Source organism: Amycolatopsis sp. NPDC049253, from assembly GCF_040678995.1.
GTDB lineage: Bacteria > Actinomycetota > Actinomycetes > Mycobacteriales > Pseudonocardiaceae > Amycolatopsis.
This window is the reverse complement of record NZ_JBFAQX010000019.1, coordinates 27532-41577: the sequence shown is the minus strand read 5'-3', so window position 1 is coordinate 41577 and position 14046 is coordinate 27532. Positions and strand designations below refer to the sequence as shown.

The 14046-nt window shown below is 71.4% G+C and carries 15 protein-coding genes; 4 read left to right on the top strand and 11 right to left on the bottom strand.

Annotated features, from left to right (window positions below):
• Nucleotides 1-9 precede the first annotated feature (9 nt).
• From AB0K15_RS32910 to AB0K15_RS32885, 6 genes are all read right to left on the bottom strand, one after another.
• Nucleotides 10-1425, bottom strand: a complete 1416-nt coding sequence (locus tag AB0K15_RS32910; protein WP_364059303.1) for an FAD-dependent oxidoreductase — start codon at nt 1423-1425, stop codon at nt 10-12.
• Nucleotides 1422-3476 (bottom strand): molybdopterin oxidoreductase family protein, encoded by a 2055-nt coding sequence (locus AB0K15_RS32905; RefSeq protein WP_364059300.1) that lies wholly within the window; start codon nt 3474-3476, stop codon nt 1422-1424. Before AB0K15_RS32905 ends, AB0K15_RS32910 begins: the two co-directional genes overlap by 4 nt.
• A gap of 118 nt (nt 3477-3594) precedes the next feature.
• Nucleotides 3595-4392, bottom strand: a complete 798-nt coding sequence (locus tag AB0K15_RS32900; protein ID WP_364059297.1) for a TIGR02569 family protein — start codon at nt 4390-4392, stop codon at nt 3595-3597.
• Between the two features lie 153 nt (nt 4393-4545).
• Nucleotides 4546-5727 (bottom strand): adenylyltransferase/sulfurtransferase MoeZ, encoded by a 1182-nt coding sequence (gene moeZ / locus AB0K15_RS32895; RefSeq protein ID WP_364059294.1) that lies wholly within the window; start codon nt 5725-5727, stop codon nt 4546-4548.
• A 147-nt stretch (nt 5728-5874) separates the two neighbouring features.
• A complete protein-coding gene (locus tag AB0K15_RS32890; protein WP_364059291.1) occupies nt 5875-7083 on the bottom strand; it encodes a DUF3152 domain-containing protein in 1209 nt (402 codons plus the stop codon).
• Nucleotides 7084-7163: 80 nt separating this feature from the next.
• Entirely contained in the window at nt 7164-8165 is a 1002-nt protein-coding gene (locus tag AB0K15_RS32885) for an alpha/beta fold hydrolase (protein WP_364059288.1), read from the bottom strand.
• A 108-nt stretch (nt 8166-8273) separates the two neighbouring features.
• Between AB0K15_RS32885 and AB0K15_RS32880 the strand changes: the two genes are divergently transcribed.
• A complete protein-coding gene (locus tag AB0K15_RS32880) occupies nt 8274-8900 on the top strand; it encodes a TetR/AcrR family transcriptional regulator (protein ID WP_364059285.1) in 627 nt (208 codons plus the stop codon).
• 5 nt (nt 8901-8905) lie between these two features.
• Nucleotides 8906-9589 carry an alpha/beta hydrolase gene (locus AB0K15_RS32875; RefSeq protein ID WP_364059282.1) on the top strand — a complete coding sequence of 228 codons (684 nt, stop codon included), beginning with the start codon at nt 8906-8908 and terminating at the stop codon, nt 9587-9589.
• On the opposite strand, the gene AB0K15_RS32870 is transcribed toward AB0K15_RS32875, so the two are convergent.
• Both AB0K15_RS32870 and AB0K15_RS32865 read right to left on the bottom strand, forming a co-directional pair.
• The gene (locus AB0K15_RS32870; RefSeq protein WP_364059279.1) at nt 9552-10487 is read right to left on the bottom strand and encodes an alpha/beta hydrolase; all 936 of its coding nucleotides are present in this window, start codon (nt 10485-10487) and stop codon (nt 9552-9554) included. The genes AB0K15_RS32875 and AB0K15_RS32870 overlap by 38 nt on opposite strands.
• Nucleotides 10484-11392: a diiron oxygenase gene (locus tag AB0K15_RS32865; protein WP_364059276.1), complete on the bottom strand. Its 909-nt coding sequence runs from the start codon at nt 11390-11392 to the stop codon at nt 10484-10486. The genes AB0K15_RS32870 and AB0K15_RS32865 overlap by 4 nt, the downstream gene beginning before the upstream one ends.
• Before the next feature lie 54 nt (nt 11393-11446).
• Here AB0K15_RS32865 and AB0K15_RS32860 point away from each other — a divergent pair, with 54 nt between their 5' ends.
• Nucleotides 11447-12235, top strand: a complete 789-nt coding sequence (locus AB0K15_RS32860; protein ID WP_364059273.1) for a TetR/AcrR family transcriptional regulator — start codon at nt 11447-11449, stop codon at nt 12233-12235.
• Between the two features lie 29 nt (nt 12236-12264).
• Nucleotides 12265-12585, top strand: coding sequence for a DUF4873 domain-containing protein (locus AB0K15_RS32855; protein ID WP_364059270.1), 321 nt, complete (start codon nt 12265-12267; stop codon nt 12583-12585).
• An 88-nt stretch (nt 12586-12673) separates the two neighbouring features.
• Here AB0K15_RS32855 and AB0K15_RS32850 read toward each other — a convergent pair whose 3' ends face one another.
• From AB0K15_RS32850 to AB0K15_RS32840, 3 genes are all read right to left on the bottom strand, one after another.
• Nucleotides 12674-12895 carry a hypothetical protein gene (locus AB0K15_RS32850; RefSeq protein ID WP_364059267.1) on the bottom strand — a complete coding sequence of 74 codons (222 nt, stop codon included), beginning with the start codon at nt 12893-12895 and terminating at the stop codon, nt 12674-12676.
• Nucleotides 12896-12985: 90 nt separating this feature from the next.
• Nucleotides 12986-13216 (bottom strand): DUF3107 domain-containing protein, encoded by a 231-nt coding sequence (locus AB0K15_RS32845; RefSeq protein WP_220246448.1) that lies wholly within the window; start codon nt 13214-13216, stop codon nt 12986-12988.
• 97 nt (nt 13217-13313) lie between these two features.
• Nucleotides 13314-13967, bottom strand: a complete 654-nt coding sequence (locus AB0K15_RS32840) for a ferritin-like fold-containing protein (protein WP_364059264.1) — start codon at nt 13965-13967, stop codon at nt 13314-13316.
• Nucleotides 13968-14046 lie beyond the last annotated feature (79 nt).

The following is a 14046-nucleotide window of genomic DNA, read 5'->3' as shown; positions in this document are numbered from 1 at the left end:
GTCGGGTGCTCACTGCGCCGCCAGCCAGCCCGCGACGGCCGACACGGTGTCGTGGCAGCCGCCGCAGCCGGTGGTGGCGCGGGTGGTGCGGGCGAGCGCGGCGACGTCGGTGGCGCCACCGCGCCACGCGTCGACGAGCCGGCCCTTGGTCACGGCGTTGCACCGGCAGATCAGCGCCGACGCCGGGAGGTCGGCGGGACTCGCGGCTGCCGGCGTGCCCGCGGGCAGCGCGCGGCCGAGCAGCACAGCGAGCCGGTCTTCGGGCAGTGGAATGCCGCGGTCGTGGAACTGCGTGATGGTCGCGGCGGCGTCGGGTAGCCCGAGCAGGATCGCGCCGGTCACGCGGTTGTCGCGGACGACGAGCTTGCCGTAGCGACCGCCGGACGGGTCGTCGATCGTGAGCACGTCGGCGTCCTCACTCGTGTGCGTCTCGCCGAGCGCGGTCAGGTCGACGCCCTTGGCCTTCAGCCGCGTGACCACCGTCGTGCCGCGGTAGCGCGCTGCGGTGTCGGCGCCGGTGAGGAGATCCGCGAGGACCGCCGCCTGCTCCCACGCGGGTTGCACGAGCCCGGCCGGCGCGTGAGCGTGCCTGGCGCAGTCACCGAGGGCGTGGATGCGGCCGTCACTCGTGCGCAGCAGGTCGTCGACGACCACGCCGCGGTCCACTTCGAGCCCGGCTGCCTCGGCGAGCGCGGTCTCCGGCCGGACGCCCGCGGCGACCACGACCAGATCAGCCGGGACGAAGCTGCCGTCGTCGAGCTTCACGCCGTCGCCGGGCAGGTGGCGCGCGGCCGTCGCGTCGAAGCGGAAGGTCACGCCCAGCTCGGCGAGCCGTCGCGCGAGCACGCGGCCGGCGCCGGCGTCGAGCTGGCGTTCCATCGGGTGGCCGTGCGGGTGCACCACGGTCACGTTCGCGCCACGTCCGGCCAGGCCGCGCGCGGCTTCGAGGCCGAGCAGCCCGCCGCCGAGCACGACGACGGGTGCGCCGGGCCGCGCGGCGTCGAGGATGCGGGTGCAGTCGTCGAGGGTCCGGAACGTCACGACGCCCGGCCCCGGCTCGAGCCCTTCGACCGGCGGGAGCCACGGCGTGGCGCCGGTGGCGAGCACGAGCGCATCGTACTCCAGCGGGCCGCCGGTGGTCGCCACGCGGCGGTTCGCGCGGTCGACCCCGGTCACGAACGTGCCCAACCGCAGGTCGACGTGCGCCCGAGCCGCCCAGTCCTCGTCGTGCAGCCGCACCGTCGCCGCGTTCAACCCGCCGGCGAGCACGGACGACAGCAGCACCCGGTTGTACGCGGGATGCGGCTCGGCGCCGACGATCGTCAGCCGCACCCGCTCCGCCGACGGGTCCCGGCGGCGGAGCTCGTCGGCGAGCCGGGCCCCGGCCATGCCGTAGCCGGCCACGACCACGTGCCGGGCGCTCATGCGTCCACCCCGGCATCCACGGTGGACAGTGCGACCGCGCACACTTTGAACTCCGGCATGCGGCTCACCGGGTCGAGCGCCGGGTTCGTCAGCAGGTTCGCGCGCCCCTCGCCGGGAAAGTGGAACGGCAGGAACACCAGATCGGGCCGCAGCGAGGCGACGCACCGGACCCGCGCGACCGTCTCCCCGCGCCGCGAGCGGACCAGCGCCCGCTGCCCCTCGGCGAGGCCGGCACGGGCCGCGGTCTCGGGGTGGACCTCCACGAACACCTCGGGCACCACGTCCACCAGCTCCGGGATCCGGCGGGTCTGGGCGCCGGACTGGTAGTGCTGGAGCACCCGGCCCGTGGTGGCCTGCAGGGGAAACTCGGCGTCGGGCAGCTCCGCGGGCCCGGTGTGGTCGACGGCGGCGAACCGTGCCCGGCCGTCCGGGTGGGCGAAGCGGTCGAGGAACATCCGCGGGGTTCCGGGGTGCTCCGCGGAAGGCACCGGCCAGTGCAGGGCCGCACCGGACCGCAGCCGGTCGTAGGTAACGCCGGAGTAGTCGGCCGTGCCGCCCTTCGACGCCGCGCGCAGCTCCTCGAAGACAGTCGAGGCGTCCACCGGGAACCGCTCGGCGGGCTGGCCGAGCCGGGTGGCGAGGTCGTGCAGCACGTCGAGGTCGGACCGGACGCCCACGGGTGCGTCGACGGCCTTGCGGCGCAGCAGGATCCGGCCTTCGAGGTTGGTGAGCGTGCCGTCTTCCTCGGCCCACTGCGTCACGGGCAGCACGACGTCGGCTCGCTCGGCCGTCTCCGAGAGCACGAAGTCGGCGACCACCAGGAAGTCCAAAGCGGACAGTCGATCCTGAACGCGCCGGGACCGCGGCGCCGAGACCACCACGTTGCTGCCGAACACCAGCAACGCCTTCGGCCCGTCCTCCTGTCCCAGCGCCTCGAGCAGCTCAGTCGCCGAACGGCCCGGCCCCGGCAGGCTTTCCGGCGAGACACCCCAGACCCCGGCGACGTGCTCGCGCGCCACCGGATCGTCGATCTTCCGGTACCCGGGCAGCTGGTCGGCCTTCTGGCCGTGCTCCCGCCCGCCCTGGCCGTTGCCCTGGCCGGTGAGACAGCCGAAGCCGGACCCGACGCGGCCGGGCAGCCCCAACGCCAGCGCCAGGTTGATCCACCCGCCGACGTTCGCCGTCCCTGTCGCGTGCTGCTCGGTGCCCCGCGCGGTGAGGACATATGCGTTGTGCGCCTCACCCAACATCGCCGCGGCGCGGCGCTGGTCGGCCGCCGCGACCCCGGTCACGCGCTCGGCCCGCTCCGGCCACCAGGCGGCGGCGAGGCGCCAGGCTTCGTCGAACCCGGCCGTCCGAAGATCCACATAGGACTTGTCGAGATGTCCCTCGGCGACCACCGCGTGCAGGATTCCCAGCGCCAAAGCCAGATCCGTGCCCGGTGCCGGCGCGAGGTGCAGGCTCGCGAGCTCGGCCGTCGGCGTGCGCCGCGGGTCGATCACGATCAGCTCGGCACCTCGCAGGTGCTGCACGAACGGCGGCATCGTCTCCGCCGGGTTCGCCCCGGCCAGCAACATGACGTCCGCGCCGGCCAGGTCCGTGACGGGGAACGGCAACCCGCGATCGGCCCCGAACGCCGTCAGCCCCGCCGCCGCGGCCGAGGACATGCAGAACCGGCCGTTGTAGTCGATCTGCGAGGTTCCCAGCGCGACCCGAGCGAACTTCCCCAGCAGGTAAGCCTTTTCGTTGGTCAGCCCACCGCCGCCGAACACGGCGACGGAGTCGGGCCCGTGCGAAACCCGCAGCGCGGCCAGCTTCGCCGCCACGAGGTCCAGCGCCTCGGCCCAGCTCGCCGGCGTCAGCTCACCGTCGCGCCGCACCAGCGGTGTGGTCAGCCGGTCGCCGGACCGCAGGAGCTCCCCGGACGTCCAGCCCTTCTGGCACAAGCCACCCGCATTGACCGGGAAGTCGCGCGGCGTGACGCGCGTGCCGGCCAAGCGCATCCCGCACTGGAGCGCGCAGTAGGGGCAGTGCGTGTCGACGTGCGGCACGGGCGCTCCTCGGGGTCGGCGATGGCCCCGACGCTAAGCACGCCGTGTTACCTGAAGATGCCTGATTGTTTCAGGCAGTTGACATCACTCGCCACTTCCCGCGCGCCCGCGGTGAGAACTAGAGGATCGCGCTGACCTCACGCGCCGCCGCACGCAGACCGTCGAGCGCCGCGCCCGTCGACCGCGGGTTCAACGCGTTGGCCGCCAAGCGGAACAGCACCGCGCGCAGCAGCAGCTGCGGCCACTCCGGCAGGTGCGCCCAGCGGTCGAGCAGCTCGCCGGTGGCGCCGCCCCACGCCAGGGCGTCGACGGCCACGATCGCCGCGCCCCACTCGCCCGGCCGGTAGTACGGCACGAAGTCGACGATGCCGGGTGCCGCGTCGCCGTCGAAGAGCACGCCGGCGAGCAGCTCGCCGTGCGCGACCTGCAACGGCAGCTTGATCGGCCGGCGCGAAGGCGCGAGCACCTCGAACCAGCGGCCGCCCTTGGCCTCGTCGAGCGGGCGGTCGAGCTCTTCCCACGCGATGCGGTCGGCCACCGCGTCGAGGTCGTCGCGCGCGGACAGGAAATCGGGCCGAGGCAGGTCGGCCGTGGCGCGGTGCAGCTTCACGGCGGCGAGCATGGCGCCGTCGACGTGGTTCTCGGCCGTGCCCGAGACGTAGCGCCACGCCGACCAGTCGCCGACGATCCACCGGCCGTCGCTCGCGCGCACCGGCTTCGCGATCCGCAGGCCCGGGTCGTCGGCGTGCTCCAGCGCGCGGGCGGTCCACAGCGTGCGCGACCGGTCGGAAACCGGCTTCAGCACGAGGTCGCCGCAGCGCCAGGCCGTCGAGTCCGGCAACGCCGAAACGAGGCCGATGTCGCCGCCGAAGGCCGCGCACACCCGCTCGGGTGGCCGTTCGAGAGTGGACCGCACGAGATCAGAAGGTACCCGCCTGTGCGCGCCACGAACGAGAAGACGCGCTGGTCACGGAACGCTTTCATATTTCAGACACACCCGCCGCCACGCGCCCAAAACGCCGGGAAGGCCTCCCCGGCGAACCGGAAAGGCCTTCCCGCGCGGAAACCGTCAGTAGGTGGGCAGGCTCGGGTCGATCTGCTTGGCCCAGGACAGGATGCCGCCACCGAGGTGCGTGGCGTCCTTGAACCCGGCCGCGTGCAGCGCGGCCAGCGCCTCCGCCGAGCGCGCACCCGACTTGCAGTGCAGCACGATCGGCTTGTCCTGCGGCAGCTCGGCCAGCGCCTCGCCCGAGAGGATGCGGTCCTTCGGGATCAGCGTGGCGCCCTTGATGTTCACGATCTCGTACTCGCCGGGCTCGCGGACGTCGATGAGGGCGAAGTCGTCGCCGTTGTCGAACTTGGCCTTGAGCTCCGCCGGCGTGATCGTGCTGCCCGACGCGGCCTGCGCGGCCTCGTCCGACACCACACCGCAGAAGGCTTCGTAGTCGATCAGCTCGGTGATCTTCGGGGTCTCCGGGTCCTTGCGGATCTTGACCTCGCGGTACTTCATCTCCAGCGCGTCGTAGCTGATGAGCCGCCCGAGCAGGGGCTCACCGATGCCGGTGATGAGCTTGATCGCCTCGGTCACCATGATCGAGCCGATGGACGCGCACAGCACGCCCAGCACGCCACCCTCGGCGCACGAGGGGACCATGCCGGGAGGCGGCGGCTCCGGGTAGAGGTCGCGGTAGTTCAGGCCCTTGCCGTTGGGCGCGTCTTCCCAGAAGACGCTGACCTGGCCTTCGAAGCGGAAGATCGAGCCCCACACGTACGGCTTGCCCAGCAGCACGGCGGCGTCGTTGACCAGGTAGCGCGTGGCGAAGTTGTCGGTGCCGTCGAGGATCAGGTCGTACTGCTCGAAGATCTCGAGCGCGTTCGACGATTCCAGCCGCTCGACGTGCAGGTTCACCTTGACCAGCGGGTTGATCTCGGCGATCGACTCCTGCGCCGACGCGGCCTTGAGCTTGCCCACGTCGGACTGGCCGTGGATGACCTGACGCTGCAGGTTCGACTCGTCGACCACGTCGAAGTCGATGATGCCGAGCGTGCCGACCCCCGCCGCGGCGAGGTACAGCAGCGCGGGGCTGCCGAGGCCGCCGGCACCGATGACCAGGACCTTCGCGTTCTTCAGCCGCTTCTGCCCGGTCACCCCGACGTCCGGGATGATGAGGTGACGGCTGTACCGGGCCACCTCTTCCTTCGTGAGCTCCGCAGCCGGCTCAACGAGCGGCGGCAGTGCCGTGTCTGACATCGGGTCCTCCATACTCGCGTGGATCGCGTAGTCAATCCCAGTATCCACAACGCCCACAGGCAAGGTGGGCTTCCCGGCGTCCGAATCGTGGGATGAGGGTTGCTTTGTACCGTGCGCTTCGGATGGGGCGCCGTGCAGCGGCCGTGACTACGCCGGCGGCGTCGGGTTCGGCCAGGCGTTGGGCACGCACACGTGGTGGTCGGACGCCACCTTGCCCTTGTCGCCGCCGGGGATGTTGTTCAGCATCGCCACGTAGTCGTCGGCGACGCCGAACGACTGCTGCATCATCACGGGCGCCGGATCGCCGTTGGCAGGGCAGCCCACGTGGATGTTGCCGAGCGCGTGGCCCACCTCGTGGTTGATGGCGTACTGCCGGTAGCCCGTCATGTCCGCGCCGTAGGCCTTCGCGCCGCGCACCCAGCGGGCGAGGTTGATGAGCACGCGGCCCATGCTGCGCCGGTAGCACGAGGCCTCGAACTTGATCTGGAACCCGCACGCGTCGGCGCGGTGCGTGGTGTTCGGCGTGGTGAGGCTCACGCGGAAACTCGGGTCGGGGTAGCTCGCGTCCACGCGCTGCAGCCGGATCTTGCCGTTCCACGTCCAGCTGCGTGGGTCGGACAGGATGCCCTGCACGGCGGTGGCGAAGCTGTCGTCGCCGGCGTAGCTGGACGGGTCGATGCCGTCTTCGACCTCGACGGTGTACGTGTACAGCTTGCCGCTCTTGCCGACCGTCGGGCCCGAGCCCGGCACGACGTGCCAGGTGCCCTTGCCGCTCTCGGTGTAGCTGCCACCGGTGGGCAGCTCGGCCGTCGGCACGTTCACGTCCGCCGGCTTGGCGGGGTTCTCGGGGATGGCCTGGCCGCCGTCGATCGCGCCGGCCGCCGCGTCGCCCACCGCCGACTCGCCGCTGCTCGCGGTGGTGGTCGAACCGGGCTCGGCCGGGCTGGTGGCCGTGTTCACCACGACGAGCGCGGTGATGACGACCAGGATCGGCAGCGCGTACACGCGCCAGCCGTAGGTCTTCACGAACCCGCCGACCCCGCGCTTCTTCGCGGCCGGCTTGCGAGCAGCGGGCTTCTCCTCGTCACCCTTCGGCTGCCACGACGCCTTCAGCGGCTCCGCGCTGGTGCGCCGGGAGCCGGGGCGGTAGCGGTCCTCGCCCACGCGCTGGGCGGGCGGTTTCGACGGCCGGAACTGGCCGACGCGCGGCGAGCCCGTGTCCGTGAGGGGTGAGTTGCGCGAGCTGCTCGACGAGCTCTTCGACGAATTCTTTGACGAGGCCGACGTCGCACGCCTGGCTGAACCGGCGTACGAGGCTCGCCGGTCGTCTCCTCGTGCGTCCTTCGGCCGGTCCACCGCCCCAGGGTGCCATATCCGAACCGTGATGCTCTCGGCGACCGGCTGATGACCGAGAGATGATCTGTCACTCGTTCGGACTACCAGGTGCCCTTCTCGGCGGACTCCCACAGCCCCAGAACGGCCCGCGCTACGACATTCGGGCGTTCCATCTGAGCCACGTGCCCGGTTCGGGGAAGGACCAGCAGCCGGGCGTGTCGGAGCAGCCGAGCGGTGCGCGGGGCGCGTCGTACCGAGATCACCCGGTCGTGAAGGCCCCAGACGACGAGTGTGGGGATGCTCACCCGCGCCGCGATGGACCACAGCGACGCGTCGCCGACCGCGCTCCAGCGCCGGAAGATGCCGAACGTGCTGCGCGCCATCGCGGGCGCGGCCCACGCCAGCGCGGCGCGGGCGCCGTGTTCCTCGGTCAGCTCGTCGAGCCGTTGCTCGGGGAACTTCGCCAGGTCGTAGAAGCACAGCTTGATGACCTGCGCCGCGCGTTCGCGGGCGGTCATCGAGGCCAGCCGGCGGCGCACGCGCGCGCCGATCACCGGCAGGTACGCCAGCGCCATCATCGGGTCCGACAGCCGGCGCGGGTCCGGGCGGCGGTCCGGCATCGCCGGCGAGATCAGCGTGAGCGTCCGGACCAGATCGGGACGCGCCGCGGCCACGAGCAGCACGATCGCGCCGCCCATCGAGTTGCCGACCAGGTGCACCGGCCCCGCGTCGAGGCCCTCGAGGTAGCGCGCGACGACCTCGGCGTGCTCGTCGAGGCTGAAGTCGAAGCCGGCGGAGGGCTCCGAAAAGCCGAAGCCCGGCAGGTCGATCGCGCGGCCGCTCGCGGTGGGCGCGAGCAGCGCGGCGAGGTCCGTCCAGTTGCTGGAGGACCCGCCCAGCCCGTGGACGTAGACGGCGACGGTACCGTCAGGCCCAGGAGTGCGGCGTACGTTGAGCGAAACTCCGCCCACGTCCTCGACGACACCGGGCCAGGGCGGCAGCACCGGCTCGAGCGCCGGCAACGGCGCCGTGGACAGCGGCACGTGGGTCACGGCCGGGCGCGCCGCCGTCGCGGTCGCCGGGCGCGTCGTGGATGTGGTCACCACCCCAGGATGCCCGACACTTGGCGTTTCAGGCGTACCCGCGAGTAATCTCAAACCCGCTTCACGCGGCGGTGCTACTGCCCGGCGAAGCCGTGGACGGGAGGAAGAATGACGGAAATGGCGCGACTGCAGCAACGAGGCGTCCGGCTGCCCAGGACCGAACGCCGCGCCCAGCTGCTGACGGCCGCGCAACGCGTCTTCGCCGAAAACGGCTACCACGCCGCGGCCATGGACGAGATCGCCGAGGAGGCGGGCGTCAGCAAGCCCGTGCTGTACCAGCACTTCCCCGGCAAGCTCGACCTCTACATCGCGCTGCTCGAAAGCCACGTCGACGACTTGGTGAGCCGCGTGAAGGGGGCGCTCGACTCGACGAGCGACAACCGCCAGCGCGTGCCGGCCACCGTCGGTGCCTTCTTCGACTTCGTGAGTGAAGACGCCGGCGCGTTCCGGATGGTCTTCGAAAGCGACCTGCGCGGCGAGCCGGCCGTGCAGGAAGCGGTGGACCGTGCGACTTCGGCGAGTGTCGAGGCCATCACCGAGACCATCACCGCCGACGCCGGGCTCGACGACCACAAGGCCCGGCTGCTGGCCGTCGGCCTCGTGGGCATGTCGCAGGTCTCCGCGCGCTACTGGCTTCAGCACAACCAGGCGATGTCCCAGGAGGAAGCCGTGGCGCTCACGGCCAACCTCGCGTGGCGCGGCATCGGCGGTGGCTTCCCGCTCAAGGACGGCTGACGCGCTTGGCCCCGCTCGTGGTGGCCGTCCCCGGCACGCTCTGCAGCCCGGCGGTCTTCGGTCCGCTCGCGCGGGCGTGGCCGGGTGTCGTGCACGCCGTGGACTGGATGTCGGCGCCCGGGCCGTGGCGGATCGACGACGTGGCCGAGCGGATCGCGGCTCGGATCGACCGGCCGGTGCTGCTCGTCGGGCATTCCACGGGTGGCTGCATCGCGTTGCGGCTCACGGCGAAGCACCCCGAGCTGGTGGCCGGGCTGCTGCTCGCGAACACCGGCGCGCACATGCGGGGCCACGGTGACGTCGACGGGATCCTGACGACGATCGCGCAGGCCTGGGGGCCGGAGCTGCACGCGGCGGTGCTGGACCGGTCGTTCGCTTCACCGTTGCCGGCGGAGCTGCGTGACGACCTGCTCGCGTACGCCGCGCGCGTGCCGCAGGAGGCCGCGCTCGAGGTGCTGACCAGCCAGCGTGATCTCGACCTCACGCCGGAGCTCGCGTCGATCCGGTGTCCCGTGCGGGTGCTGCACGGCGTCCACGACCGGGCGCGGTCCGTGGCTGACGCGCGATACCTGGCGGAGCACCTGCCCGGCGCGGAACTGACCACAGTGGACACTGGACACACCCCCGTGTTCGAGGATGTGCCCGCGACGGTCACGGCCTTGAAGTCCCTTGTTGGGCAAGGGTCATAGCGGCGTTGAGCAGGCTTTTGATGCGCGTGGCGACTTCGGCCGCGCGCTCCTGCGGAAGCATGTGCCCGGCACCCGGGTAGCGGACGTACTCGGCGTCGGGCAGCTCGTCGGCGATCACCTTCGCGTGCGGCAGCGGGCACAGCCGGTCCTTCTCCCCCGCCAGCACCACCGCGGGCACGGTCCGCAGCGCGCGCAGGGCCACGCGGCAGTCGTGCACGGAGATCGCGTCCTGGAACTCGCCCAGGCTCGCCGGATGCGCGCACAGCAGCTGGTCGACGACGCTGTTCACATCGCCGCGCTTCGGTTTGTCGCCGAACACCAGGAACCGCGCGCCGGACCGCACCATCGCCGGGCTCAACGGCAGCCGTTCGCCCTTGCGGTGCGCCAGCGCCTTGGCCAGCCGCCGCTCGAACCGCGCCGACATCGCCCCGGCCAGCCCCGGCAGCCCCAGCGTGATCCGGTCCATCTGGCCCGACGACGTGGCCACGAACGCGACGCCGGCCACGCGCGCCTTCACCAGTTCCGGATGACGTTCGGCGAGCGCCATGATCGTCATGCCGCCCATCGAGTGGCCCGCCAGCACGAGCGGTCCGTTCGGCACGCGTTCGGCGATCAGCTCGGCGAGGTCGTCCGCGAGTCGCGGGATCGTCGCCGTCCCCCGTCGAGCCGGCGACGATCCCCCGTGGCCACGCAGGTCGTAGCGCACCACCCGCGTGGCAGGTCCGAGGTGCCGGACGACGCCGTCCCACGTGCGGTGGTCCTGCGTCCAGCCGTGCACCGGCACGAGCGTGACCGGCGCGTCCGCCGGACCGGACCCCACCACGTGCAACGCGGCTCCGTCACCGGTCACGAACCGGTGCTCCCGCGAAGGGTTGCGGAGCCGTTCGAGGGTGGTCACTTGCCCTCCGGCAGCAGGAACGACTTCTTCCAGAAGTAGCGCCCCGGCAAGCCGACCAGGCCCGACTCCTGCAGGAACGGCATGATCTTCTCGCCGGCCCACGCGATCGTCGCGCGCCAGTGCGGGTTGTTCAGCGCTGCTTCGACGCCGTCGCGCGGGCGGATGCCGACGGCCTTGTAGACGTTGGGGTTGATGAACGCGCGCGTGACGAAGTACGAGATCAGCGCGATGATGAACTGCTGGTACGCGATCTCGTGCTTGCCCAGCTTGGCCATCCCGCGCGTGACCTCTTCGCGCGCGAAGGTCACGTGGCGCGCTTCTTCGAGTACATGGATGCGGTTGACCATGCGCACCAGCGGCTGCACGTTCTCGTCCACCATCTGCTCGCGCTGCAGGCGGTCGAGCACCTCCTCGGCCACGAGGATCGCGCCGTAGCGGGCGGGGCCGTAGGAGATCGTGGGCATGAGCTTGGCGAACTGGCGCAGGGCCGGCACCGGGCCGTAGGCGGGGCAGCCGATGCGCGCGGCCATGCGCGCGAACATCGTGGAGTGGCGGCACTCGTCGGCGATCTCGGTGAGGGCGAACTGCGCGTGCGAGCTCGTGGGGTCCTCTTCGTAAACCTCCTTGAGCAGCATCTGCATCAGGAGGATCTCGAACCACAGGCCGGTCGTCGCGACGCTCGCGACCTCGTGCTTGCCGAGCTCGATCCGCTGCTCGGAGGTGAGGGTGTCCCAGAGTTTCGTGCCGTAGAGCGACGAGCGCTCGGGGAGGATGTAGTGCTTGCCGTCGACGAGCGGTGCGTCCCAGTCGATGTCGACGTCGGGGTCGTAGAACTTGTTCGCCGAAGACTTCAGCAGCCGGTCGGCGGTCTTCTCCCGGTCGGTCTCCTTGAGCGTCCGCGTCATCGCGTGCCCTTTCTCTTATAGCTGTAACTTGAGGTAACAGTTACCTCTGGTAGCATGACCCGGGTGATCGAACGTGTCAAGCGCTCCAGCAAGCAGTCCGGCAAGCACCCGGCATCGGGGGAAGCCGCGACCGGTGACGCCCGGCGGGACCGGTGGCGCAAGCACCGCATCGCGCGCCGGGCGGAGTTCGTGGAGGCCGCGCTGCGGGCGCTCGACAGCCACGGTCCGGACCTGGGGATGGAGGACGTCGCGGCCGAGGCCGGCGTCACGAAACCCGTGCTGTACCGGCACTTCGAGGACAAGGCCGACCTGTACGTGGCCCTCGGGCAGCGCGGCACGGAGATCCTCTTCGAGCGCCTGATCCCGGCGATCAACGCGGAGCTCGCGCCCGTGCCGCGCATCCGGATGGCACTGGACGCGTTCTTCTCCGTGATCGAGGAGCACCCGAACCTCTACCGCCTGCTGGCCCGCGGCGGCCTGCAGGAGAAGACGGTGAGCGACGCCGACGTCGTCGCGGAGGACAAGGAGGTCATCGCCACCGCGCTGACCGCCCTGCTCGGCGACTACATGCGCATGTTCGCCATGGACTCGGGCGCGGCGGAACCGTGGGCGCACGGGATCGTCGGCATGGTCCAGAGCACGGGCGAGTGGTGGCTCGACCGCCGCTCCATGAGCCGCGACTCCGTGGTCGAGTACCTCACGCAGATCATCTGGGCGGCCATCGACGGGCTCACCCGCCAGCACGGCGTGGTGATCGACCCGAACCTGCCGCTGGAGGAGAACAAGGTCGTCCAGCTCGGACGCGCCAAGACCGACGCCCCGGCGGACAGCGACGCGGGCTGAGTTCGTTTCTTTCGTTCGGGAGGCTTTTCATGAGCGACGAAGACGGTTACGCCGGCCCCGCGACCCTCGTCGTCGACGGTGTCGAAATGGTCGTGCAGGTCGATCTGCGCGGCTACTTCCAGCCGATCGACGGCTACTACCACTGGTACGGGCGGGTTTCCGCGTCGCGCGAGCTGTCCGCGGCGGTGGGCGGCCGGAAGAAGGCGTGCACGGTTCGGGTGGAGGACCGTTCGGCCGACGGTGAGCTTTCGGATCCCGACCCGTGGGGGCGCTACCGGCTCATGGGGACGTCCACGCCGCCGTTTTCGGTGCCGACAAGCCTGGCCGAGGTCGAAGCGGCGACTGCCTGAGCCGAGCGGCGACCGCCTGGCCTTTGCGCGTCCGCCTGACCTGCGACCGCGAGGGGGCCGCCCCGCTCGGAGCGGCCCCTCGCGGGCGTCAGCTGCCAACTCGCGGCCCGGGCAGCTCCCGGCCCGGTAGCCACCCGCTCACGACATCGGTGGCCCGCCACTGCCTGACGTGCAGGGGCACCGTCTCCACCGGAATCGCCAGGAACGGCCGCACCTCGGGCACCTTCGCGACCACCGTCTCCCGCACCTGCTCGGCGACCTCCCCAGTCACCACCTCGGCGTCCGACTGGGCCGGCAGGACGCCGGGCACCGATGCGGTGAAGCAACCGCCCGGCCCGGGGAACCCGGGCACGAAAAAGCCGCCCCGGGCGCGGGCCCGGAGCGGCTCAGTCGTGAGACCTCAGTCGCCGACGCCGAAGCCGACCTTGCGGACGTCCGAGGGGGCGATCTCGACGTACGCGATGCGGTCGGACGGGACGATGTACTTGCGGCCCTTCTCGTCGTTGAGGCGGAAGAGCCCGTCACCGGCCGTCAGGGCCTCGGCGACCAGCTTCTCCACCTCGTCGGCGGTCTGGCCACTGGACACCACCAGCTCGCGCGGCGTGTCCTTGATGCCGATCTTGACCTCCACGTGGGACCTCCGCTGGAAATTCGTTGTCGTTACGCCTGGCAAGGCTAGCCCAACCGCAGCGCTGCGGTGTCGCGCCACCGCGTGGTGAACCGGCACTTCAGCCCAGACCGAGCGCCTGCATGCGCTTCGTGTGCCCCTGCTGCAACCGCCGGAACAACCCGCCGATTCCCGACAGGTCGCCGGAGCCGGAAACGATGAGTTCGGCCAGGCCATCGCGTTCGGCGACCACGTACTGGGCCTGCGTGAGGGCCTCACCGAGCAGCCGCCGGCCCCACAGGGCGAGCTTGTCGCGCGTCTTCGGATCGGCCTTGATGCCCGCCGCGACTTCGCGCTCGGCGAACGCGGAATGACCCGTGTCGGCGAGGACGGTGAGGACCAGGTCCTTCGTCTCCGGGTCGAGCCAGCTGGCGATCTCGCGGTAGAGGTCCGCCGCGAGGCCGTCGCCGACGTAGGCCTTGACCAGCGATTCCAGCCACGACTTGGGCCGCGTGGAGGCGTGCCACGCGTCGACCTGCGCCACGAAGGGGCGCATGGCGTCGTCGACGGACACGCCGTGGGCGGAGAGGTGGGCCGACAGCATGTCGAAGTGACCGATCTCGGCCGCGGCCATGGAGGCGAGCGCGGCGCGGCCGGCGAGCGTCGGCGCGGTGCGGGCGTCCTCGGCCATCCGGTCGAACGCGGACAGCTCGAGATAGGCGATCACGCCGAGCAGGTCGACGACGCCTTCGCTGATCTCTTTCGGGTCGGTCACGGCGACGAGGGTATCGCCGAACCCGTGGTCGACGTCGTGAAGAGACCGATCCCACGCCGCGCCGTCGCGCCCGGTACTG